At 39.6% G+C, this 24,952-nt stretch carries 21 protein-coding genes; 10 read left to right on the top strand and 11 right to left on the bottom strand.

Going from position 1 to position 24,952, the window contains the following annotated elements:
* Positions 1-212: 212 nt before the first annotated feature.
* The 4 genes from ACLCDV_RS24300 to ACLCDV_RS24285 all read right to left on the bottom strand — a co-directional run bounded on the left by ACLCDV_RS24300 (position 213) and on the right by ACLCDV_RS24285 (position 3,957).
* Positions 213-1,505, bottom strand: coding sequence for a sugar MFS transporter (locus ACLCDV_RS24300; RefSeq protein WP_317669252.1), 1,293 nt, complete (start codon positions 1,503-1,505; stop codon positions 213-215).
* A 302-nt stretch (positions 1,506-1,807) separates the two neighbouring features.
* A complete protein-coding gene (locus tag ACLCDV_RS24295) occupies positions 1,808-2,233 on the bottom strand; it encodes a hotdog fold thioesterase (protein WP_317669253.1) in 426 nt (141 codons plus the stop codon).
* Positions 2,199-2,747, bottom strand: a complete 549-nt coding sequence (locus ACLCDV_RS24290) for a DinB family protein (protein ID WP_317669254.1) — start codon at positions 2,745-2,747, stop codon at positions 2,199-2,201. Before ACLCDV_RS24290 ends, ACLCDV_RS24295 begins: the two co-directional genes overlap by 35 nt.
* On the bottom strand, positions 2,728-3,957 hold the full coding sequence (locus ACLCDV_RS24285; RefSeq protein WP_317669255.1) for a HAMP domain-containing sensor histidine kinase: 1,230 nt from the start codon (positions 3,955-3,957) through the stop codon (positions 2,728-2,730). Before ACLCDV_RS24285 ends, ACLCDV_RS24290 begins: the two co-directional genes overlap by 20 nt.
* A 121-nt stretch (positions 3,958-4,078) precedes the next feature.
* Here ACLCDV_RS24285 and gltX point away from each other — a divergent pair, with 121 nt between their 5' ends.
* Positions 4,079-5,599, top strand: a complete 1,521-nt coding sequence (gltX, locus tag ACLCDV_RS24280; protein ID WP_317669256.1) for a glutamate--tRNA ligase — start codon at positions 4,079-4,081, stop codon at positions 5,597-5,599.
* A 267-nt stretch (positions 5,600-5,866) separates the two neighbouring features.
* Here gltX and ACLCDV_RS24275 read toward each other — a convergent pair whose 3' ends face one another.
* Together ACLCDV_RS24275 and ACLCDV_RS24270 are read right to left on the bottom strand one after the other, a co-directional pair.
* On the bottom strand, positions 5,867-7,444 hold the full coding sequence (locus tag ACLCDV_RS24275; protein ID WP_411972448.1) for an MFS transporter: 1,578 nt from the start codon (positions 7,442-7,444) through the stop codon (positions 5,867-5,869).
* A gap of 6 nt (positions 7,445-7,450) precedes the next feature.
* Positions 7,451-8,500 (bottom strand): HlyD family secretion protein, encoded by a 1,050-nt coding sequence (locus ACLCDV_RS24270; protein ID WP_411972447.1) that lies wholly within the window; start codon positions 8,498-8,500, stop codon positions 7,451-7,453.
* A 375-nt stretch (positions 8,501-8,875) separates the two neighbouring features.
* Between ACLCDV_RS24270 and ACLCDV_RS24265 the strand changes: the two genes are divergently transcribed.
* Complete coding sequence (locus ACLCDV_RS24265) at positions 8,876-9,685, top strand: AraC family transcriptional regulator (RefSeq protein WP_317669259.1); 810 nt, start codon at positions 8,876-8,878, stop codon at positions 9,683-9,685.
* 9 nt (positions 9,686-9,694) lie between these two features.
* Here ACLCDV_RS24265 and ACLCDV_RS24260 read toward each other — a convergent pair whose 3' ends face one another.
* Positions 9,695-12,580 (bottom strand): DEAD/DEAH box helicase, encoded by a 2,886-nt coding sequence (locus ACLCDV_RS24260; protein ID WP_411972446.1) that lies wholly within the window; start codon positions 12,578-12,580, stop codon positions 9,695-9,697.
* A 248-nt stretch (positions 12,581-12,828) separates the two neighbouring features.
* Positions 12,829-13,608, bottom strand: a complete 780-nt coding sequence (gene dapF / locus ACLCDV_RS24255; protein ID WP_317669261.1) for a diaminopimelate epimerase — start codon at positions 13,606-13,608, stop codon at positions 12,829-12,831.
* Between the two features lie 230 nt (positions 13,609-13,838).
* On the opposite strand from dapF, the gene ACLCDV_RS24250 reads away from it, so the two are divergent.
* The 5 genes from ACLCDV_RS24250 to ACLCDV_RS24230 all read left to right on the top strand — a co-directional run bounded on the left by ACLCDV_RS24250 (position 13,839) and on the right by ACLCDV_RS24230 (position 18,444).
* On the top strand, positions 13,839-15,392 hold the full coding sequence (locus tag ACLCDV_RS24250) for a Do family serine endopeptidase (RefSeq protein WP_411972445.1): 1,554 nt from the start codon (positions 13,839-13,841) through the stop codon (positions 15,390-15,392).
* A gap of 521 nt (positions 15,393-15,913) precedes the next feature.
* On the top strand, positions 15,914-16,360 hold the full coding sequence (locus ACLCDV_RS24245; protein WP_333577195.1) for a low molecular weight protein-tyrosine-phosphatase: 447 nt from the start codon (positions 15,914-15,916) through the stop codon (positions 16,358-16,360).
* A gap of 72 nt (positions 16,361-16,432) precedes the next feature.
* A complete protein-coding gene (locus ACLCDV_RS24240; protein ID WP_317669264.1) occupies positions 16,433-16,780 on the top strand; it encodes a hypothetical protein in 348 nt (115 codons plus the stop codon).
* 61 nt (positions 16,781-16,841) lie between these two features.
* A complete protein-coding gene (locus tag ACLCDV_RS24235) occupies positions 16,842-17,600 on the top strand; it encodes a peptidylprolyl isomerase (protein ID WP_411972444.1) in 759 nt (252 codons plus the stop codon).
* 76 nt (positions 17,601-17,676) lie between these two features.
* Positions 17,677-18,444: an exodeoxyribonuclease III gene (locus tag ACLCDV_RS24230; protein WP_411972443.1), complete on the top strand. Its 768-nt coding sequence runs from the start codon at positions 17,677-17,679 to the stop codon at positions 18,442-18,444.
* 85 nt (positions 18,445-18,529) lie between these two features.
* Here the strand turns inward: ACLCDV_RS24230 and ACLCDV_RS24225 are convergent, their stop codons facing one another.
* Entirely contained in the window at positions 18,530-19,594 is a 1,065-nt protein-coding gene (locus tag ACLCDV_RS24225) for an Mrp/NBP35 family ATP-binding protein (RefSeq protein ID WP_411972442.1), read from the bottom strand.
* 294 nt (positions 19,595-19,888) lie between these two features.
* Between ACLCDV_RS24225 and ACLCDV_RS24220 the strand changes: the two genes are divergently transcribed.
* A complete protein-coding gene (locus ACLCDV_RS24220) occupies positions 19,889-22,063 on the top strand; it encodes a transglycosylase domain-containing protein (RefSeq protein WP_411972441.1) in 2,175 nt (724 codons plus the stop codon).
* A gap of 27 nt (positions 22,064-22,090) precedes the next feature.
* Positions 22,091-22,630: a hypoxanthine phosphoribosyltransferase gene (gene hpt / locus ACLCDV_RS24215; protein WP_317669268.1), complete on the top strand. Its 540-nt coding sequence runs from the start codon at positions 22,091-22,093 to the stop codon at positions 22,628-22,630.
* Positions 22,631-22,677: 47 nt separating this feature from the next.
* On the opposite strand, the gene ACLCDV_RS24210 is transcribed toward hpt, so the two are convergent.
* On the bottom strand, positions 22,678-23,172 hold the full coding sequence (locus ACLCDV_RS24210) for a hypothetical protein (RefSeq protein ID WP_411972440.1): 495 nt from the start codon (positions 23,170-23,172) through the stop codon (positions 22,678-22,680).
* A gap of 107 nt (positions 23,173-23,279) precedes the next feature.
* The gene (locus ACLCDV_RS24205; protein WP_317669270.1) at positions 23,280-23,843 is read right to left on the bottom strand and encodes a DNA-3-methyladenine glycosylase I; all 564 of its coding nucleotides are present in this window, start codon (positions 23,841-23,843) and stop codon (positions 23,280-23,282) included.
* 123 nt (positions 23,844-23,966) lie between these two features.
* Between ACLCDV_RS24205 and ACLCDV_RS24200 the strand changes: the two genes are divergently transcribed.
* Complete coding sequence (locus ACLCDV_RS24200) at positions 23,967-24,941, top strand: DUF4271 domain-containing protein (protein WP_411972439.1); 975 nt, start codon at positions 23,967-23,969, stop codon at positions 24,939-24,941.
* Positions 24,942-24,952 lie beyond the last annotated feature (11 nt).

Raw genomic sequence — 24,952 nt, 5'->3', positions numbered from 1 at the left:
ATGCTTAATCCTGTGGTTCAATATGCTGTTGATAAGCATTTGATCATGCTTTCCATTTCTCCTGTTGAAAAAACAGAAAATCTGATTATAGTATGGCTGTAATATTTAATGGCTCTTACAGCATCTATCTCCTAAAAATAGGAAGAATTTTAAGAAAAAAAGGCATCTATTTTTAGATGCCTTTTTTTCTTAAAATATAAGATGGATTTATATTAATTCGTTTTTCCAACTTTATGACCTGCTATTGAGAAATACATAATGTATAGATAGCCCGGAACCATTGCATATAGGAATGCATGTTGAAAATCAATATGCAAATGATCTTTCAAAAGCCCGTAGATCAAAGGCCATATCGCTCCACCAGCAATCCCCATAATCATGATTGCTGATCCTGTTTTTGTGAATTTTCCCAGACCTTTAATTCCTAGCGGGAAGATCGCTGGCCACATGAGGGAGTTAGCGATGCCTAACAAGGCTACGAATATAAATGATGTTGTGCCGGTTGTGAAAACAGAAATAACGGTGAACGTGATGCCAATGATGGTGCAAATGCGTAGGGCCATTTGTTGTGATACAAATCTTGGAATAGAAATGATACCAATAATATAACCGATCAACATACAAGCGAGTGTAAATGCTGTTGCATAGGTTGTAAAGAAAGGATCAACTTTCAGTTCACGTGCATAGACGCCAATGATGTCTCCGGCCATAACTTCGACGGCCACACAGAAGAAAATTGCCAAAGCCCCCAAGAACAAATGTGGATATTGAAATATCGATGTTTTCTTTGCTGCCACAGTTCCGCTTTCTGCGCTGGTTTCTTCTTCTGCATCCACATCGACCTCAGGCAGGTGTGTGAACTTTAAGAATATTGCGAAGGCAACGAATATAATTGCAAGCGAGATATAGGGAGTGTGTACGCGTTGAAGAAGATCATCTAAGATCGCATTCTTTTGGACAAGATCCGTTGTTGCTTCTAATTTTGCTGTTACCTTTTGAGCATCTTTTAAAAAGAGTGTTCCAAAAAGGATAGGTACAATGATACCAGCCGATTTATTGAAAAATCCAGCTATTGAAATACGTTGCGCAGCGCTATCAATGGGACCAATAATACTTAAGTAAGGGTTAACGGCTGTTTGTAATAATGCCATTCCTGAACCTTGGATGAAGATTCCCGTTAAAAATAGGCCGTAGCTTCTATTATCTGCCGCAGGAATAAAGATCAAAGATCCTAAACCTAATATAATAAGACTGACAACTAAACCATTTTGGAAACCAATTTTTTTAATGATGACTGAGCTTGGAAGTGCTAGGAAAAAATAAGCAATATAGGAAGCAAAGGTTACGAAGAAAGCTTGCAAATCTGTTTCGAGGTTACAAGCGATTTTTAAGAATGGAATTAAGGTTCCGTTTGCCCAGGTAATAAAACCGAGGATAAAAAATAAACCACAGCAGATGGCCATAGGGCGAAAAGCTGTTTTACCAACGTTAGGATTAGTGGTCATGTTTTGTTTTATTATATTTAGTTAAGTTATCGTTCGAGGATTGGTAAATCAGTAGGAATAAGGAATGAACAAACGATTGCGCTTCATAATTACTGATTTTTAAAGTATCCATCCTACAAGACTACTTAAATTTCTTGAATATTGGAAATAAATAAAGGCATATTTTTAGGGGATTTTGATAATTAATTGACAAAAAAAAGGAGGATAAATTGTGAAATTTATCCTCCTTTGCTTATAAATATTGTCGAATTGTAATTGGAACGTGGTGATAAATCGAGTTAGCAAGAGTGGTATAGTTATCGTTATTTTGGAACGATAGCTACTGTAAGTCTTGAGATACAATTTAATTTGTTGAAGCGATCGTACATTTTTATTTCCCAAATATGTGTGGATCGACCAATGTGTAGGGGACTACATTTTGCTGTAATTACTCCACTGCTGACCGGGCGTATGTGATTGGCATTTACTTCAAGTCCAACTCCGCGGTATTTTTCTGGATCAACCACGAGGTTGGATGCGATACTTCCCAAGGACTCCGCCAGAACGACAGAAGCACCGCCATGTAAAATACCATGTGGCTGTTTGACTTTATCCGTTACCGGCATGGTCGCCGTGATGGAGTTGTCATTTATTTCTGTTGCTTGAATCTCCAGCAGACCTGATAAGTATTTGTTGAAAAATACGTTTATTTCCTCAATGCTGTAATGCTGAAACCAAATTTTTGACATCGTCTGAGTTTAGATAACGTTCTTGGATAATAATGCGATGATGATTGAGGTGGCCAGCAATGACATACAAGAGCGCTTTTACACTTGTTAGCCGTTCAGATGCCATCCCTTTACGTTCCAATTCAACCTCATTAAAACTATTGAAAAGCATCATGTTCGCTTTGCGGAGAAAAGTAAATTCTTTACTCAGGCTTTCTAAAGTGCGATCGTTGTAACGGGAATACTGAATGAGGTAATCCTGGTCGTATCCAGCGAGCTCTTTAAGGTCGTTACGTGAAAAACGCAATGCCCGATAAGCCATGATACGCTCATTATCGATGACGTGGCCAACAACTTCTTTGATTGTCCACTTATCTTCGGCGTATTTAAAATTACCTCTTTCCTCTGGTATCGTGTCCAGAAATGCTGGAAAGGAGAGCGTTTGTTCTTCTAGTGCATCAAACACGTTATCGACGACAGTCTCAATATAAGGCGCGTAGACTGCTGGATATTCGTCAGATTTGAGTGGCTTCATATTTTAAATTGCTTTTTAAGATTATTCGAAATGTTGTTCCTTTACCTACTTCAGATTCTTTTACAAAAATTTGCCCCTGGTGGTACCGCACCATTCTTTTTGTCAGACTAAGGCCAAGCCCCCAACCCCTTTTCCGTGTTGTGAACCCCGGCTGGAAAACAGATTCAAAATTAGATCTCGGAATTCCCTTGCCCGTATCACTAATGTCTATAAAAATTTCTTCTTTCGCAATATTTTCTGAAATATTAACAGTTATCTTTCCTTCTGTGCCAATGGCGTTTACTCCGTTTTTCAATAAATTTTCGATAATCCAATCAAAGAGTGGAATATTGAGTTGTGCTTCAAGATGGCTGTCACCTTTTAATTCGAAAGCAATTTTATTGCTGGTTCGTATGCGGAAATAATCCATGTAATTTTTGATGACATCATACAGGTTATGGTTAGTCAGCACGGGAGTAGATCCTATTTTCGAAAAGCGGTCAGCGACGATTTCAAGTCGCTTAATGTCATTTTCCATTTCATTTAGGGTATCATCTTCTTCGGCATCAAATTTTATGCGAATCAATTCTAACCAGCCCATCAACGACGAAATAGGGGTGCCTAATTGGTGTGCCGCTTCTTTGGTGAGCCCAACCCAAACGAGATTTTGTTCAGATTTCCGGATAGAATTGAAAACCGTATAAGCAATAATGAGAAAGAGTGCAATCAGCGATAGTTGTACATAAGGAAACACCCTTAATTGTTGTAAAAACCAAGAATCCTTATAATAGACATGCCATTTTTGACCATTTTCCAATTCCAATGTAATCGGAGGATGGCTTTTCTTCATAAACGCAAGCTGTTTTTGGAAATAGGCCGGGTCATAATCGAGATGTTTTGTAACACTGTCGTTGTGTCCGGGTTTAATATTTGTCTTTGTGGAATCGAGATTACGCCAGAAGATAATGTCTTCCTTATCGTCTGTAATAATAGCTGGTAAATTGAGGCTGTCTCTTACGGCGTAGATAAACGTTATGAATTCATCATCAACGTCGGGCATGGTCATGATATTTTTGGTGCTCATGGCCCATACTTCAGCCTTTGAACGCTCGGCATGCGCAAGATTTCGAACCAGATAATTGGTATAGACCAAAGAGGCGACAGCAATGATAGCTGCAAAAATAAGTAAGATAAATTTCCAGCGCTGCTGGCTAATCTGATAGGGTTTCATGATTCCGTATTCGTGTCCTTCATTTGCAAATTACTGAATAAATGTCTGTTTTCTGCACTTTTATTTCATTGAAGAAGTTAACGTACCATCCAAATCAAAAATTTTGTGGTAATTTTGCGGCATGAGTTCAGAAAGAAAAGTAAGAGTGCGTTTTGCACCGAGCCCTACAGGTGGTCTTCACCTAGGTGGGGTACGTACAGCTTTGTTTAATTTTCTCTATGCGCGTCAGCATCAGGGAGATTTTATTTTACGTGTCGAGGATACGGACCAAACTCGTTTTGTCCCAGGTGCTGAGGAATATATCAACGAATGTTTAGCATGGTGTGGTTTGACCCCAGATGAAAGCCCGTTAAAAGGAGGCGAATATGGACCTTACCGTCAAAGTGAGCGAAAACCATCTTACCGGAAATATGCTGAGCAGTTGATCGAGAATGGTTATGCTTATTATGCTTTCGACACAGCAGAGGAGCTGGATGAGCAGCGTAAGTTGCAGCCTAATTTTCGCTATAGCCACGAGAACAGACTTCAATTACGTAATTCTTTGAGTTTGTCTGCCGCTGAAACTCAACAATTATTGGATGCGGGTACTCCGCACACCATCCGTATAAAGATTCCGACAGATGAAACGGTATCATTCACGGATATGATCCGTGGAAAGGTTGCTTTTGATACAAACCTTGTCGATGATAAGGTATTGCTTAAGGCAGATGGCATGCCAACTTATCACCTCGCTGTTGTTGTAGATGATAAGGCCATGGAAATATCGCATGTATTCCGTGGTGAAGAGTGGTTGCCTTCGGCACCTATCCACATCTTATTGTGGGAATACCTCGGCTGGGGGGATAGCATGCCAGGCTGGGCACACCTTCCATTGATCCTTAAACCAGATGGAAACGGTAAACTAAGCAAGCGTGACGGAGATCGTTTGGGTTTCCCTGTTTATGCGATGAACTGGACCGATGCTAAATCTGGCGATACAACAAAAGGGTTCCGTGAGATGGGTTTCTTGCCCGAGGCTTTTGTTAATATGCTTGGGGTGTTAGGCTGGAATGATGGTACCGAACAGGAACTTTTCTCCTTAGATGAATTGATTCAGAAATTTAGTGTTGACCGTATCAGTAAAGCCGGTGCGAAATTTGATTTTGAAAAAGCAAAATGGTTCAACCATGAATGGATTAAACGCTCGTCGACAGAATCCTTGTTGCCAAAGATCAAAACAGTATTGGAACATCATCAAGTAGATGCCGACGAAGCTTACGTGAGCAGGGTATTGGATGCTGTGAAAGAACGTTTAACTTTTGTTGAAGACTTTTGGAGTCAGGCGTCGTTCTTCTTTTTGCAACCTGCGGAATATGATTTGAATGCTGTGAAGCCTAAGTGGTCTGCTGAAAAAACAGCATTTTTTGAGGGTATAAACCAATCATTCGAAGGATTTGATACGTGGAAAGCTGCTGAATTGGAGCCTTTCTTCAAAGATGCGATTCAGGCATCGGGAATGAAAATGGGCGAGCTGATGATGCCATTCCGGATTATGTTGGTAGGCGGTAAATTCGGACCAGATGTTTTTCAGATCGTTGAATTGCTCGGTAAAAACGAGGTAATAGCACGTGTGAAAAAAGCACTTAAAGAATTTGATGCTTAAATAGATTAAGTACAAAATAAAAAAAGGAGCTTGTGCATGTATTTGCACATAGCTCCTTTTGTTTTTAAAGCCTTGTTTGATTGATCCATGGGGGGCAACAGCATATCCGTGTGTTTGCTATGTTGGGTTTATTACGAAGTTTTATTTGCAATGGCTTCAATGAATGCCTTGCATTCGTTTATTGGCATGCGAGCATCTTCAGTTCGTGTTTAACAATTTTGATGGATACGACATCATGGTGGTTATGCGGCCGTTTAGCTGTTCTTTTTACAAATATGGTATCCGTAGACGCATGAATAGTGTTTTAGCTGGGCCGAATAAGAAAATTAATCCGGTTATCAACATTCCCAGAATTCCTAAATAGGTAAATATCTCCATGTTACTGATTAGTGACGCTTGTTGACTTAGTGTTCCCGAAATACTTTTGCTTGCAATACGGCTTGCGATCTGATCGCCAAATATTCCGGTATATTTCTCCATTAATGCATTCCAATAGTTTATTGTCAGTGGGTTACTTGTATTCAGCGTTCGTTCGAGCTGAATATAATGTTTTTGATTGAGTGTATAGCTGGCATTTTGGATAAGTGCAAATCCGACATTGGTACTCCAAAACCGAACGGTTGTACCCATGAGGCCTGCATTGCCAACATGATGGGATTCTACACCTTTCAAAATATAAATAACTAGCGGAGTAAAAAGCCAGCCCTGCCCGATTCCTTGAATAAATAAGGGAACGCCGATTGCCAAAATTGTGGTATCGGGATAAAATGTGGGTACAAATAGGAAACATGAAGTGGCCAATATCAAAAAGCCAAAACCAAAGATATATTTAGGGGATACATCGCGCAGGAGTAAAAAGCCTGAACTGCCAACACCCAGTATAGTGCCAAATACATTGATGTACTGTACATCAATAATATAATGCCAAGGCCACTTCCATACGGTAGCCATCACTGTGTATACATTATTGAGACTGCTGCGAATAATATAAAAGAGAAAAAATAGGATAACACCAAAGATTACATTTTTGTATCTGAAGATCTCAAAATGAAAAAGCGGTCTTTTGACCACCCGCTGTTTGATGATAAAAAGCGCTCCGAAGATAAGGAAAAGTGCGAAGTTGATGGTGATCGTGGAGCATTCAAACCAATAGTATTTGCGGCCATAAATTAACACGTAGGCCCCACAGCTCAATGATGTCAATAAAAATAGACAGCTGGCCAGATCCAGTTGATAGAGTGGAAACTTTTTACCCAAGCGATTATTGTTAAGTAACAGCAGGGCTATTGCAATTACGATCAAATGCCAATAGAGCACGACATGGATCATATCTTCCCATCCATAATCCATGATGCTTTCTTTGAGTAAGGATGTTGTCAAAGTTGATCCGGTAAGCATAAACGTATATAGGAAAAAATAAGCAATCGTCCGGCTTTTGGTATGCTTAATCTGCATTATAAGCAGCGGAAGAAAGCATGCACCTTCCAGTACACAGAAAATGCCTTCGATCACCCGGAGAATACCGATAAGAAAAGGATCTCTTGTGAGTGAAATGCCCAGTAAAATCAGAATTGAGCTGCTACAGGTTAGGAGAATATATGTCCTTACCCTAAAAAATGAAAATAGACGTTGAAATATAAGTAGAGTAACGACAATGGCACCATACATCAAGGATAGAAAATACTGAATATCTTCGGCTTCGATGTCAAGTGTAGAAGCGGTAAATGCGGTATTGGAATGGAAGAGCGACATTAACATGAGATGTGGGAACATCGCTACTACCATAAGTGGAAGTTTTATCCATTCAGGAACCCAGCTGTAATATAAAGATTTGTTTGTACTCATGGGCGATCAGGATTGATTGGCGGCATGGATAACGACATTCATGCCGGCACGTAATTTCTTTAGATTCTGATTTGGATCAAATACAATTTTAATGGGAATCCGTTGCTCAATTTTTACGAAATTTCCGGTTGCATTGTCTTGTGGTATCACGGCAAATTTGGACCCTGATGCTGGAGAAAATGACTGGATCTTTCCTTTAAAACGGAGTTTGGGAAAAGCATCCACCTGTATTGTAACACTGTTGCCTTCTGCAAGATTTTCGAGTTGAGTTTCCCTAAAGTTAGCGTTGATCCATTTCTCTTCACTAATGACATTGGCAAGTGTCTGGCCTTCCTTTACATATTGTCCTGCTTGGATGGTTCGTTTTCCAACGAAGCCATCATAAGGTGCGGTAACTATGGTGTAAGAAAGAAAAAGCTGTGCATTTGTTTTTGCGGCCTTTTTAATATTGATATTGGCTCTTGCCGGTAGTTCGCTTGCTTTTTCTTTATTGGTGTTTAGTTGGGCCGAATTATATTCCTCGGTTATGGTATGCAATTGTGCCAATGCTATATCATATGCTGCTTTGGCATTATCGTACTGTTGTTTGGTTGCTGCTTCTGCTTCAAATAAATTCTTGAATCGATTGTAATCCTGTTGGGTCTGCCATACACTTACTTTTGCAGCTTCTAATCTTGCCTTTTGAACCGACATGCTATTGGCTGTCGCACGGGCTGTTTTGCTGATTACCTCGGCATTGCTCTGGCTATTTTGGAGTTCGGCATTCGCCATATCGACTTTCGTTTGATACTCACTGGCATCTATAATTAATAAGGTGTCGCCCCGATGTACATATTGATTTTCTTTAAATCGCACCTCCTTGATAAAACCAGAGACCCTACTGGAAACTGGTGTCAAGTATTGATCGATTTGCGCGTCATTTGTTGTTACATATTGATTGGTAAATATGAGGTGTCTGACTAAGACACCAATACCTGTCAATAATAATAGGCTCGCAAATATGACGAGCACTTTATTAAATCCTTTTGTTTTGTCTTTATTATCTACTTTATTCATTATTGTTTTGATTGCGCGATTTCAATAGTCTGTTTTGTGTGCTTAAAGTGTATCAACAGAAGCTCAGCATCAATTTTTAGCATTATGAAACTTGCCATTCTGTTTTTTACTTCATCATATGTAGTAGGAGACTTTTAAAAATTAAATTAAAGTCTGCTTACCAGTATCGGTTCGCCTTATGATGTACGCGAAACAGCAATTTTTCTGCTTTTGAATTTTGTTTAAAGTGGGTTGCCCGGAATACCGATCACTTCTCTGAGTGCCTGATAATATGGGCATACAAAGATACCTTCGGATAGAGTTGTTTTGTTTTGTATAGTCGGACGGATATCTGTTCATTTGCGCCATATTGTATAAAAAGTGTAATTTTAGATTATGGAGGAAGAAAAACTCGCAGCGATTGACGCTGATCAATATGATTTTTTTGTTGACCACATGTATGTCGATCGTATCGATTCTCGTGAGTACAAACACAAAAAGGCGCGGCTGCTCTATGCTGACGGTGGTATTATTCATGTTTTTACGACAACAAAGCACTGGTATTTGCCCGCAAGGTTTTATATGTGGATTCCAGCAAATACAACCTATCATTTGGAGAGCTCGAGCTCACGTATTCCATTGTACAGTTTTTATCTTAAGGAGAGGCAGGATATGCCGGTTGTACTTTCAAGGCCAAATATATTTTTAAGCAACGATTTGATGCGTGAGATGTTTTTGTTTGCACAAGATTGGACTGGAGGGATCAGCAAGGCGATTGATTATCCGAAGTATTGTTTATTGCGGGCCATGATCGCCATTATACCAGATATGAGTCCACCAATAGACGCTTTTCCGATGCAACATCCTTACCCTAAAAGCGAAAAACTTAAGAGCGTAGCGAGATATCTGAACAGCAATATTGATCAAGCATTTACCATTGAGCAGGTTGCCGTGCATTTTGGTATGAGCAGTCGTTCCCTGTCCAGACTTTTCAAAGAAGATATGGGAATCAGCTATATCCGTTTTTTAAGAGCTATACGCATTGCGAAAGCCTTGGAGCTGATGTCCGAGAATAGATACTCCATTCTCGAAATAGCGATGCGGGTAGGATACAATGAGCTCTCCTCTTTTAGCAATATTTTTACACGTGTAACCGGTATTCGACCGTCAATATATATGGCGAAGATCAACGGATATAAACAATAATCTTGTAGGCTAGGCCAAAAGTTCTTGAAGATCTTCTTGCGATAACGATTTGATAAAGCTTTCTTCTGTTGTGATCAGGCTCTGAGCGATCGATTTCTTTTTATTCTGTAAAGCCAATATCTTTTCTTCCACGGTATCTTTACTGATAAATTTATAGATAAAGACATTACGTGTTTGCCCGATGCGGTGTGAACGGTCTACAGCCTGTTGTTCCACAGCAGGATTCCACCATGGATCCAGAATGAAGACATAGTCTGCTTCAATCAGATTGAGTCCCACCCCACCTGCTTTTATCGATATAAGGAATAACTTGGTATCGTTGTTTTTACGAAATTGGCTGACGGCTTCATCCCGATTCTTTGTGCCGCCATCCAGGTAGGCATAATTTGTTCCTTTATGATCGAAATACTGACGGAAAATATTCAGCTGTTTTACGAACTGGGAGAAAATCAGCACTTTGTTGCCTCTTCGCATGACCATCTCGAGTGTTTCAATGACGGCTTCGAACTTACCGGAATCACCCGAGAATTTTTCATCGACCATTCTGGGGTGATTAGCCAATTGCCGAAGTTTGGTCAAACCCTGTAACAGCGCAATTTGTGTAGATTTAGGCTTGTTGTCCAATTGTCCGTCAAGAATGGCATTGCGGTATTCCGATTTGACCTTTTCGTACAGTTCGGATTGTTTTTCAGTCATTTCACAGTAAAGCACCTGTTCGGTTTTAGGTGGTAATTCTGTTGCCACCTGATCTTTTGTTCGCCGCAATATAAATGGTTTGACAATCGCTTGTAGGCGTTGTGCTTTTTCTTCGTCTTTTTTCTTTTCTATAGGCTGCACAAACTCCTTCTGAAAATAGGTGTAGCTGCCTAGTAGCCCCGGATTGGTGAAGTGCATCTGTGCCCAAAGATCCGAGACTGAATTTTCAACCGGAGTTCCACTCAAAGCCAGCTTATTTTTACTTTTTAGGCTTTTGATGGCTTTGAACGATTTAGATGTCGGGTTTTTGATATTTTGGCTCTCATCGAGGATAATATAATTAAAATAAAAGCTACTCAAGGTATCCTCGTCGATACGGGCAATCCCGTAGGTGGTGATTACCAGATCATATTTGGCGAAAAGCGAGGCGTCCTTAATGCGGTTATTACCGGTATGAAGATGAATATTAAGCTGTGGTGCAAATTGCTGCGCTTCTTTTTGCCAGTTGTATACCAGAGATGTGGGCAAGACCAACAGTGACGTACGGACATCCCGTTCATCTTGGAGTTGCTCTTTTTGCTGTTGCAATAGTGCTAGCGTCTGAATGGTTTTACCCAAACCCATATCATCAGCAAGGCAGCCTCCAAATTTATATTGCTTTAAGAAATTAAACCAATTGTATCCGGCCTTTTGGTAAGGACGGAGATTTCCTTTGAAATATTTTGGTTCGGGAATATCAACGATCTCTTCAAAGTTAGCTAGATTCTGTAGTTTTCGATTAAACACCAGTTTAGTATGTTCGCTAATTTCAAAAAGTAAGCCAATATGTACCTTACTTAGTTTGAGTTCATGCCTATCTGCTGAAAATTGGAAAAGATGGTTGTACTGCGCAAACCACTCTTCGGGAATCATAGCAATTTCTCCATTTGGCAAGGTAAATTCCTTAATGTTATTCAGGATATGGTTGCGCAGCTGGATAAATGGAATCTCATAAGGGCCAAATTTTGCGATAGCGCTGATATCAAACCAATCATTGTCTTCATCAATGGAGATATCCAGAGAGGTGTGTCCTATAAAGAAACGTTTTTCTTCACTATTTTGTACAATTTGGAATCCAAGTCTTTCAAGTTGTTCTTGATGATTATTAATCCAGTCAAAGACTGAAAGCCTTTTCCCGGCATGGATATGTGGTGTTAACAAACCCAGTTGCAGGTCAACGTCCTGCAGTCCTAGTTTTTTTAAGCTTTCATGTTGTTGTTCTTCCCATTGTACAGACCGTTTGACGCGGTGGAATATATACTGATCATCTTTCTCATTATATTCCATACGAACTGTAACTTTATTTTCGGCACCTGCAGTAAAAGTATGTGGACCGTACTTGAATTGCAGTTGCAATTGCGACGCTCCATCTTCAACATAAATTAAATGGAGAAGTGGAATTGCTTGGTGCTGATGGGTTTGAATCTCGAATCCTTCCGCATAGACATGATAGCGTTCAATTAAACCACATACAAAGGTCTCGAAATATTTTTTTTCAGTGCTTCTACCGACGGAAATGTAACGTTTATTTAGGAAAGGACTAAGCTTCTTGCCCTCAAGTGCCTGATCGAAATAATACAGGGTATTGTTTAAAAGTAACCATGCTTGTACATTGGTCAAGACAATGGCATTTTTGAACATAAACTCCAGACGCTGATTGTCGTATTTGATGGTCGGGAAATAACGTGTTTCTTCTTCGTTCCGTCGAAAGTGAAATAGGATTGATGCAGCAGAGCTGGCTAATTTAATTTCTTGATCTGCTGGATAACCATCTTTGCTCATCATGAAAAGCGGCTTATCTCCAACAGCTTCAAAAAATTGGATCATTTTTTCATCAATCTTAGGGCGCAGAAGTTCATAAAGCTTTTTATCGAAAACTTTGGAAAAGAAATCGACAGGTCTAATTGCTTTTTTGTAATATTTTTTGATGAGATGCGTTTGTTCGATTTCATCGAGCAATCGAATCAGTTTATAATCTACTTCATCCAATTCGGCAGCGTAAGCATCGACAGTATTGCTAAATATACGTTGATAGCGTAGTGAGTAACTTCCATTGGGATTGAGTTTGACCATGTGTGGCTCAATGAGATAGCCGAGATAGGGGTGCTCACATATAGAATAAACGATTTTATATACTGGAAATGACTTTGACTGTTGCATTAAAAATAGCGGACCTTATAAATAAAGGTATCTAATATACAATAAAATATACCATTAATCGCAATTTGTGCGTTGAAAATTTAAAAATCGGTTACTGGGGATTGCCCGGTGTCTGGTTAAAATTAATCTACATGATGTGAATTGTACGCAACTATAGTCGCCTATCAAGGTAAGTCATATTTCAAACTTGATTTTCTGGATTAAGAATTTGGGGTGCAATTGCCCTGGATCGCTATAGGATAAGAAGCCTAATAGTTACCTTCAAAGACAAACTGCGCCGGTCCTTTTAAAAAGACCTTTGAGAAATGGGAACCTTCCTTATGGAAGGAGATATAAAGTTGTCCACCCAATACGCGGATAGGGATGTTGATGTCGCCCTCTAGATTTTGCTGTAGGGCAACCGCCATGGCCGCCGCAGTTGCGCCAGTACCGCAGGCATAGGTTTCATCTTCAACACCGCGCTCAAATGTACGGAGAAAATAACCTTCTGCTTCAGCTTCGATGAAATTCACATTGATGCCTTCTTTACCATAAGTAGCGTTATTGCGAATGGCGTATCCATCTTGGAAGACATTTTTATCGTGGAGATTTTTTGCAAATTCAACATAATGTGGAGAACCTGTTTGTAACACATAGGCTTCTCCGTCACGAGCAAAATCCGTTACGTCGATCATCTGCAGATTGACAAGGTCTGCTGATAAAGAGGCGTGGTGTACGCCGTCTACTGCCAAAAAGGCAGTTTTGTCAGTAATAATGCCTAAATCGCGTGCAAAAGCGACGATACAACGGCCTCCATTGCCGCACATACTACCTTCTCTACCGTCGGCATTATAATAAACCATCTCAAAATCGTAATTTTCTCTATTCTGTAATAGCATTAAACCGTCGGCGCCAATGCCAAATCGTCGGTTGCAGAGCTTTTCTACCAATACTTCGTCTGTGCGGTCAAACGCATTGTCGCGATTGTCTACTAAAATGAAGTCATTGCCCGCTCCCTGATATTTTGAAAATCTTACTTTTGGTGCCATTACGTTGATTTGTAGTAACAAAAGTACGTTTTTTTGTTACAAAAAAACTGGAAAAAGTTAAGATTTGTTAAAATGATTACATTTGTCTAGTAATTAACATATTTTAACGTGTCGGATTTTCCGAAGGGCTCGAAATGGTATTACATTTGAACATATCCGAATAAAATCGGTAATTTTAAGAGCAAAAGTTATCAGCTTATATTAAGACATTTTAAAATAGAAATAAGTTTATGAATAAGGTCGGTTTAACGCTATTAACAGCTGTTTTCGGTGGAGCGGTAGCATTAGGAGGTTACAAGCTTATTGAGAATAAGAAGTTTGATGGTATGTCTTTCGAAGACAAACAAAAGGTTTATTTTGCAAACAATCCAACTGGGGTAATGTCCTCGACAGGTAATCCTGATTTTACCCAAGCTGCGGCAGCGGTATCACCTGGGGTTGTCCATATTAAGACCACTTATAGCCGTAAGGGATCGCAGCAATCGCAAGGTTCTCCATTTGATATGTTTGAAGAGTTTTTTGGCATGCCGCAGGGTGGTGGACGTCGACAAATGCAGTCGCAACCCGTACAGGCATCTGGATCAGGCGTAATTATTTCCGATGATGGTTATATTGTAACCAATAACCACGTCGTTGAGGATGCAGATAAAATTGAAGTCGTATTAACAGACAAGCGTACGTTTGAAGCTAAATTGATCGGACGCGATCCGAATACCGATTTAGCATTGCTGAAAGTGTCAGGTAAAGGACTTCCTGTTGTCAAACTGGGTAATTCAGATAATGTCAATGTCGGTGAATGGGTGTTGGCTTTTGGATATCCGCTTGGCCTTCAGTCTACAGTGACGGCAGGTATTATTAGTGCTAAAGGTCGCCAAATTGGTATTTTGAATGAAGGTCAACAACAACGTGGTAATCCATTTGGTGGTGGGCAAGATCAAATCCCTGTGAGTTCAGCAATTGAATCCTTTATTCAAACAGATGCGGTTATCAACAAAGGGAATAGTGGTGGTGCCTTGACTAACGCTTCAGGCGAATTGATTGGTATTAATTCGGCCATAGCCTCTCCAACAGGAACATATGCTGGTTATGGTTTTGCGATTCCGGTCAACCTAGTGAAAAAGATTGTTGACGACTTTGTTGAATACGGTAATGTAAAACGTGGTTATATAGGTGTTACTTATACTGAAATAACTCCTGAATTGGCCAAAGAAAAAGGTTTTACAGATGTTGATGGCTTATATGTCCAAGAAGTAGTTGGTGGCGGTGCGGCAGAGGCAGCAGGTATCAAAAAAGGAGATATCTTGACGAAAATCAATGGAAAAGTGATTACAGGTTCACCTGTCTTAAGTGAAACCATCGGCCGTGCACGTCCTGGAGATAAGGTTAATGTTACTTACAAACGTGATGGTAAGGAAAAACAAGTCACCATGACATTGAAGGGTGAAGAATCTTTGAAGACTGCAAGTGCCGGGGGAAAAGCTTCAAAAAGCGCAACGGAAATCTATAATAAACTAGGAGCAAGCTTTATTCCTGCTTCTGCTCAGAAGAAAAAGGAACTGGGTGTAAACTCCGGAGTTGTTGTGACCCAAGTGAACCGTGGTGGTATCTTTGATTATTTTGGTGTAGAGCGCGGACTGGTCATTACTGAAGTCAACGGAAAAGCAGTAAATACAGTAGATGATGTTGAAGCTGCTCTCGGCGCAACACAACGCAATATTGTACGGTTGAAAGGTGTATCTCCGCAAGGTGGTGCTGTTCAATTGAGCTTCCCGGTAGAATATTAAGGATTGAATTAAGAATTGGTTGATTAATATAGTTTAGGTGGTTCTAACCGTGAGGTTAGGCCACCTTTTTTTTGAAACTTTTCTTTTTATTGATTTGTGTTTTTTCTCTAAGGTGGGCATGAACGCTCTTTGCGCAGTTTATTGAAAAGTGCTTTTGCTCGTCGATCTAGCTGAGCTCGCTGGATTCGCTTGTTGGGCGGAAAGAAGTTTGAGTTTGATTTCAAAGCCTGATGCTAGCGGAAACATGATGCTGTTGTTGAAAAGCCTCAGCTTGGTAAGAAGTCAGTCAATTTTAAGCGCGTTGTTTCCTTAATCATTTTAGTTTAGCTATTTTGCGGAATGAAGTGCCGAAACAACTTCGGTACTTTTTAAGCTGAGCCTCTTTGGCCATGCGATTTGTTACATATTTTGCTATTAACGAGTATGGGCTGCATTAGGTGAGCCAATAGTGTTTTTTACTTCGCTTGGTAGAATACATAGAAGTGGTACTACTGTTATATAGCTTTTTTAAAATTATAAAGATGAAGATTTTAATGGTTTGTTTGGGGAATATCTGTCGTTCGCCCCTTGCGCATGGTATATTGAAACAAAAAGTAGCGGATAATCAATTGAACTGGGTCGTTGAATCGGCAGGTACGGGTGACTGGCACATTGGTGAAGCACCCGACCGTAGAGCTATCGCAATTGCAAAGAAATATGGTGTCGATATTTCCGGTCAACGGGCCCGACATTTCAAACCGCAATTTTTTGCCGAATATGATCTTATATTTGTCATGGATAGGCAAAACTACGCGGATGTATGCGCCCAGGTTGTTAATAAGGAGGATCTGAATAAAGTTAAATTGTTTTTGGGAGATGAGGTTGTTCCTGACCCGTATTTTGATGATAGTTTGTTTGATCCCGTTTTTCAGATGATTGATCAACGTTGTGCGGAGGTGATTTCTAAAGGCGGGAATCCAACGGTATAAGTGTAGTTATCTGTGCGTTAATTTGCTTGCAAATCATCGCAAATTTATCTTAGTTTGTTTAAAACAAAAAAAATGAAGGCAGCAGAAGTAAATAAGAAGTGGAGCATCCTACAGGATGAAATCGCTTCGCTATTTGATATGGAAAAGCCTGACATCAAGGTCTGTTTATTTCTTATTGGTGTTCAGGAATTGGGTAAAGGTGCCCAAAAATTCTCAAAACGGGAAAAGGAAGAGTTGATGCACATTGCGACATGCCGTCTTTTCAGTGCTATGGGATTTTATAATCTGAAAGGTCTGGATGAAGAAGGCTGGCCGCATTGGGAATTGGTAAAGCCTATTCCCAACTACACACTTTTGGAACAAGAGCTGATTATGAAGTCGTTGATTATAGATTATTTTGAGGAATTAAACGTTATCTAGGAAATAGATAGCATAATTACAATAACACGAAGTTCAAATGGGAACGTATAATTATTAACAGATGAAATTTTTAAAGGCTAGTTTAATAGCAGCATTCTGCTTTTTGCAGGTTTTGGCATTTGCAGCTAAACCCGAGTTTAAATATGTACAGATCGTTACAGACAAGGGAACCTGTGTGCTGCGGTTGTATAATGAAACACCAAAACATAGAGATAACTTTGTCAAATTGGCAAAAAGTAAATACTATGACGGAACCTTGTTTCATCGCGTCATCCAGAATTTTATGATTCAAGGCGGTGATCCTGATTCAAAAAATGCTGTCGGCGGAGCGCAGTTGGGAAATGGCGGTCCGGGATATACAATTCCTGCAGAAATTCAGGACGGTTTATTCCATAAAAAAGGTACGATCGGAGCGGCTAGGGATAACAACCCTGCAAAAGCTTCTTCGGGTTCTCAGTTTTATCTTGTTCAGGGAAAAGTGTTTACACCCGAAGATCTCGATCGTCTGGAGCAGACAAGAATGAATGGCAAGAAATTTTCTGATGCCCAACGTCAGGCTTATACGACCATTGGTGGTACCCCGCATTTAGATTGGAATTATACTGTATTTGGTGAGTTGGTCAAGGGAGTGGAGGTTATCGATCAGATTGCAGCAGCTAAAACTGATAAACATGATAGACCAGAGGTCGATCAAAAGATGAACATGCATGTCCTTACAAGACGAGAAGCATTAAATTTAGAGCGGGAACTAAAAGGTTTAAAACCTCAGACGGGTATCTTTTCTAAAATTGGCGATCTTTTCTCTTCTAAAGACTACTAATACTGTTATGAACTAACGAACCGGGAATTGAAGAGCTTTTCTTTTTTTTATTCTCTAGAATCACAATATTCAAAAAATGAAAATAGTAACCTATAACGTGAATGGTTTGCGGGCAGCCTTAAAGAAGGATTGGTTGGGCTGGTTGAAAACTGTAAACGCAGATGTCATTTGTCTTCAGGAGATCAAAGCAACACCTGATCAAATTCCCGAAATAGCCTTATTGGAGGAGATGGGCTATGAGCATTACTGGTATCCCGCTCAAAAAAAGGGTTATAGCGGAGTCGCTTTATTTACGCGGATCACACCTAAGCATATTGAGTATGGTTGCGGCCATGAAGATTATGATTTTGAAGGACGTATTATCCGTGCTGATTTTGATCAGGTCTCCGTGATGAGTACCTATTTCCCATCAGGGACAACAGGAGATGTGAGACAGGATTTTAAATACCGTTTTTTGGAAGACTTTCAATTGTATAGCGATAAGCTATTGATCGAAAAACCAAATTTGGTCGTTTGTGGCGATTATAATATCTGTCACCGTGCCATCGATATTCACAATCCCAAATCAAATGCAAATTCTTCGGGATTTCTTCCGGAAGAGCGCGAATGGATGGAGAATTTTATTAATTCGGGATATATTGATTCTTTTCGCCATTTAAATCCAGATCCACACCACTACAGTTGGTGGAGCTATCGCGCAGGGGCCCGTGCAAAGAATTTGGGCTGGCGTATTGATTATAATATGGTTTCAAAACCTTTGGCGGAACAAATCAAATCTTCCAGTATAATGCCGGATGCAGTCCATTCCGACCATTGTCCGGTAATGCTGGAGCTTGCTGTCTAATCATTCGATGACATTTCATAAAAAAGGCTTTCATACGTATGAAAGCCTTTTTTATGGTGAAGCGCAAAAGCGCATTATGAACGAACTATCTCCCCTGGCTATGGATAATGGAAAGTTGCTGAGCAACTTTTTCTGCGATCGTTAAAAATGATTTTGTTACAGGATCTTCGGTATCTATGGCAACAGGGAAACCGTTATCTCCTGCATCAGAAATGCCTTTTAACAAAGGGATTTCACCTAGGAAAGGAACTTTATATTCTTCTGCAAGGCGTTTTCCGCCATCTTTACCAAAAATATAATATTTATTCTCCGGAAGTTCCGCTGGTGTAAAATAGGCCATATTTTCCACGACACCCAATAATGGAATATTGATGCTATCCATTAAGAACATTCCAATTCCTTTGACAGCATCAGCCAGGGCAACGTGCTGCGGGGTTGTGACAATCACAGCACCGGCAATCGGGAATGTCTGTGATACGGTGATATGGATGTCACCAGTGCCTGGAGGCATATCAACAACCAAGTAATCCAGTTCACCCCAATGTGCATCGTTAAAAAGCTGCTTGATGGCCGAGGTTGTCATCGGTCCACGCCATGGAATAGGCTGGTTTGGATCGGTGAAAAATCCGATTGAGAGCAATTTCAGTCCAAATTTTTCAAGCGGTTCAATTTTAACCTGGCCGTTTGGCATTTCTATCGAACCCGGTTTGGCACCTTCAAGCCCAAACATAATCGGAAGCGATGGGCCATAGATGTCGGCGTCTAAAAGTCCTGTTTTAGCTCCTTTCGCATGGAGAGCAAGGGCAAGATTGGCGGCAACCGTAGATTTACCAACGCCACCTTTGCCTGAAGAAACCAAAATAATATTTTTAATACCCGACACTTGCGCGCCTTGTTTGCCGATCACATTGGAAGTCATATTGATCTGGACTTCGAGATTTTTGTCAATGAAATGGGCTATCGCGTTTCGACAGGCATGTTCTATATGGTCCTTAAGCGGGCAGGCTGGAGTAGTTAAAATCACATCGAAAGCAATTTTCTCACCTTCGATCTCGATATTTTGAATCATATTCAATGTGACAAGATCCTTTTTTAAATCGGGCTCTTCCACATAGGATAATGCATTTAATATTTGTTCTTTGGTAACCATCTATTATTCATTTGTAATCATGGATTACAAAACTACTCATTGCGGATCAATTTCATGTCATTTCTTTGTTTTTAATGGGATTAAGATTACTGTATCGTACTCCTAATCTTTAGGAAAGATTCGTTATCCCGTACATTTTCGTTTTCGGGTAATCAACCTGTTTTCTAAATAATTTTGTCGGACTGTAGAAAGGGATAAAGGCCATCCTTGTTTCAGTGAATTATAATTGTATATGCAGCCAAATTTATCTAAGTTTGACTGTTGATATGCACGAATTTGCATTAAGTAATAATTATGTCCAATCGATTTATAACATCTTTTAAGTCCCGCAAATGGCGATGGCTTTATATCGCTTTAGCTGCTATTTTGGTTTTGGCGATCGCAGTAGGCACCTATGCTTATCAGAAAAGAGATGCCATGCTCATGGGAGCAATCAACAAAGCGAAAGCGAAGTTGCTTGAAAAGTATGATATGGAATTGAAGATTCAATATTATGCTTTCCAGGGGATTAATGCCGTACAATTTAAGAATATACAGCTATTGCCCAAAAATAGGGATCAATTGGCCCAAATCAATGATTTGACAGTGTCTGTAAAATTGTGGCCTTTGTTATTTGGGGATGTGAAGTTAGGACAAGTTCTTTTAGATAATGGGAAAGTTTCTCTTGTTAAAAAGGATTCGATCAGTAACTACGATTTCCTGTTCAAGAAACAGAAAAAAGATACCGTTGAAAATGATAACCCAAAGCAGAATCTGGCGGCCTTGGCAGATCGATTGTTGAAAAATGTATTTTTTAAGATTCCAAATGACCTTGATCTCAAGAACCTTGAGCTTTCCTATCGTGACGACAGTACTTCACAACGCATTGTAATTCCTTCTGCTGTGATCGACGGCGGAGATATGGAAACCAAGTTCCTGTTAAATGACCATGAGGCAGCCTGGAATCTGACCGGAACAATTGATTCAGATAATCAAGAATGTGACCTTCGTCTTTTTTCCGATAAAAAAGAGGTAAATCTTCCGCTATTACAGCGCAAATTTGGTCTAGCGGTAAGTTTTGATGAAATATCCTTCCGATTGGACAAGGCGCATAGAAGAAATAAGGAGTTACTGGAGTTGCATGGGCAATGGGGATTTAAAAATCTGAAAGTAAATCACTGGCGTATTTCTAGTAAAGATGTTATCTTCCCTGAGGCCATCATGCAGGGGGCATTGAATATTGGAGCATCATCGATTGAGGTGAGCAAAGAAAGTACCGTTAAGGTCAAAGATTTCGTGTTTTCTCCTTATATCAAATATGTGCACAAGCCGGAAAAAGAACTCTTCCTTGCTATTCATACGGATAGGATAGAGGCGCAGCACTTTTTTGATGCCATGCCAGTTGGATTATTTCCTGGCTTAGACGGTATTCAGGTGGAGGGGCATATACAATACGATCTGAACTTTGCACTGGAAATCAAAAAGCCCGAAAAGCTTCTTTTCTCTTCCAGAATGGATGATAGGGATTTAAGAGTGGTCAAATGGGGCGAGGCCAATATTGCGATGTTAAATACACCTTTCACATATACTGCCTACGAAGATGGTAAGCCGATGCGGGAAATTGTTGTCGGACCTCAAAATCCTAATTTTACACCTATAGATCAAATTTCCCGCTATATGCAGATTAGTTTGATCAATACGGAAGATCCATTTTTCTTTAAGCACAAGGGCTTTGAGGAGAAGGCTTTTAAACTCTCTATTGCTACAAACATTAAGGAAAAAGGATTTAAGCGCGGGGCAAGCACGATATCAATGCAACTGGTGAAAAATGTTTTTCTAAATCGCAATAAGACGGTTGTACGGAAGCTGGAGGAAATTTTGCTGGTATGGCTGATGGAACGCTCGCAACAAGTGAGTAAAAAACGCATGTATGAGGTTTACCTGAATGTGATCGAATGGGGAAATAATGTATATGGTATTACCGAAGCTGCTCGCTATTATTTTGGGAAAACACCAGCGCAATTAGGGCTTGGAGAAAGTATATTTTTGTCCAGTATTGTTCCGCGTCCTAAAAAGGGACTCAACTTTTTTGACTGGACAGGGCACCTGAAAGGAAATATGTTGCGCTATTTTAATACCTATGGTCATATTATGACCAAAACAGGGCAGATTAGTGTGGATTCAACAACTTCAAATTATGGTTTTTATGAAGTTGTTCTGCAACCGCATCTGCGGGCCGCAAGACCAGCTGTGGTAGATTCTGTTGATGTATTTGATATGGGAGATGATCCCTTGTTGTTCGATCGTCTCGAAAGTAGTTCTCCTGCCGACAATCTTGAGCATGTATCTGTTCCAAAGAAGCTAAAACAAATGGATCTAACGGAAAAGAAAGATGAGGAGGCTAGTGAGCAGGAGAAACCAAAACGATCGCTATTTGACAAGATATTGGGGCGTAAAAAAGAAGAAAAAGAAAACGACGCACACAAATAGTGTCTGTTGTGAACGAATAATACTAGCATGAAAAAGATAGAAATTGACGGACTGCTTTTCGAACCTTTATTTGAAGAGGAGCAAATTCAGAAACGAGTGCGCTTGATGGGGATTGATATAAGCCTGCGTTATGAACATAAACAGCCTGTTTTTATAGGCGTCTTGAATGGATGTTTTATGTTTATGGCAGATTTGCTTAAGCAAATTGATGTTCCTTGTGAGATGTCGTTTATTAAGCTGGCCTCCTATATTGGAACCGGGCAATCTGAATTAAACGAGCTTTTAGGGCTTGGTATCGATCTTGAAGGCCGTGATGTGATTATTGTAGAAGATATTGTTGATTCCGGGCATTCCCTGAAGTATACCTTGGATGCCGTAAAAAAATTAAATCCAGCGAGTGTGATTGCCTGTGCACTTTTGGTGAAACCTGAGGCTTTGCAGTATCATTTCGAGGAACTGACCTATGTGGGGTTTGAAATAAGCAAGGAATTTGTAGTCGGGTATGGCATGGACTATAATGGACTTTGTCGGAATCTTCCGGACATTTATAAAAACGTAGCTGTCTGATGTTCTACTAGGAAATAATTGCATTTTTACTGTAAAGCCCTAATCTATTAAAGCATTTGATGATTGTATAATTCTTTCAGATTTATGAGCAAAATTTCCAAATCAGATAACGGTAGTTTGGAGGCGGTTTCAAATAGCCCATTATCGTCATATTTAATGACTAAGACGCCTTTATTATCTTCCTCATAGCCCGCTTTTTGTATTGTAAAGTCTACCTTTTCAAAGTCAATTTCTTTTTGACCTCCTTTAAACCATTGGCAGTTGGCGGTGTAGTTGATTTTGTTTTTTTGAAATTCAATAATTTCGGCGCCATAAGTATTCCATAATGAAACACGGAGCATATAGTATGCTATTAATCCAAATACACCATACATAATAACACTTACAAGTGTCACCCCATCATTGAATATATTGGCAAGCAAGCCACCTAAGGGTAGGCATGTTGCAAATATGGTGAGTATATAGATGAATATTCTGGCAATTAGCGGACCTCTTTTTTCTTTTAATACCAATTGGTTTTGTTTTAGGTCGATTATATTCATATATCGTATTTCTGTTCTTAACGGTCTGTTTTTTTATGGTGTAGAGAACCTGTTTTGATTCCTATAAATTGGTATTTGCGAAACCTATACGTACTTTAATGATTAGCTTATTTAAACGAACAGGTTTCGATATGGTCGTTTACCATCCCAACGGCCTGCATATAAGCATAACAGATGGTAGAACCGAAAAATTTGAACCCCCTTTTCTTCATGTCTTTTGCTATTTTATCAGAGATAGCTGTAGTTGCAGGTACCTGTTGCAAACTGGTCCAGTGGTTGACGATCGGTTGTTTTTCGGGTAAAAAGCTGTATAAATAGTCGTAGAAGCTACCATATTCGGCTTGGATTTTCTTGAAATGTTGTGCATTGGTAATGGTGGATTCAATTTTATTCCGGTGTTTAATGATCCCCGAATCGACCAAAAGTCTATCAACATGTTCGTTGGTGTAAGCCGCGACTTGATCAACATCAAAATTGGCAAAAGCTTCTTGGTATGCCTTTCTTCGACGAAGAATCGTGATCCAGCTTAAGCCAGCTTGTGCAGACTCTAAGATCAAAAATTCAAATAAAGTTTTGTCATCGCGGACTTGTCGTCCCCATTCTTTATCGTGATAATCGACATATTGCGGATCAGATCCGCACCATTGACAACGTATGATTTCTTTGTACATGTTCTCTGAAGATTTTTTGAATGCAATATAACTTTTTATCCTAACTTTACGACCACAATTAAAGAGTTTCGAATATAGACGGTTCATGAGCATTTCATTACCGTTAAGAGACAATTCATTTTAATGAGCGTAACTATCTTCAAATATCATATTCTATTTGTAGTACTTCTGCTGTTTTCAATTACGGGATTGAATGCGCAGCGGCGGACTTTTCGGACGGTTGTACAGGACAGCAGCACAGTTCGTACTGATAGTCTAAATATCGTAAAGGATTCTGTTGAATCGCCAAACCAGAAAGTTTTAGCATCCTTGAACCCTGCGTTACAGAATCAATATAGGATCGTAACAGTAAACGGGGAAGGTTTAAGGATTCACAACATGTACAATTTTGATGTACAGCAGTATTTTCAGGGCGAACTGAGAAGTAGCAAATTAGACCGGCAATATGGAACGCTCAAGGCTCATCGTGAAAACTGGATTTTATTTACAGTTCTCGCATTAATTTTTGGTGTTGGGATGATTCGGGTATTTTTTCCTTCTGATATTAAATTGGTTTTTCAGGGGTACTGGGATGATAGGGTCTTATTGTCTGTAAGCAAAGAGGACACGATCCTGACGTCTTGGCCCTTTATTTTTCTATTTATATTATTTTCTGGGGCAATAGGCTTATTTGTAAGTCTATTTTATGCATATGAATTAAATAGATTCGATTTTATTACTTTTTCCAATTATATGAAGACTGTGGGAATGGTAGGAGGCTTATTTGCGTTAAAAATAGGTTTTATCCGATTCTTATCCTTTGTTTTTGAAATTAGAAAGCTGGTAAAGGAGTATGTGACAGTGCTGTATCTGATTTATTTCAATACACTTTTTTTAATGCTTCCTGTACTATTAATTTTGAGCCTGGTCCCCTTAACATCGGTAGGTGTTGTGCTGCATTTAGCCATTGTTGGAGCGGGTCTGCTCTTTTTCTATCGATTTCTCAAGACCGCGGCTCATATTATGTCTATGTATAAATTTTCAATTTCCTATTTAATTTTGTACCTTTGTTGCCTAGAAATAGCACCAATATTAATACTGTTAAGATTATTGAGCTAAAACTGGTTAAT

The organism is Sphingobacterium sp. Lzh-3, from assembly GCF_046764375.1.
In the GTDB taxonomy this organism is placed as follows: Bacteria; Bacteroidota; Bacteroidia; order Sphingobacteriales; family Sphingobacteriaceae; genus Sphingobacterium.
The sequence above is the reverse complement of the archived record's forward strand: the minus strand, read 5'-3'. Positions and strand labels throughout refer to the sequence as shown.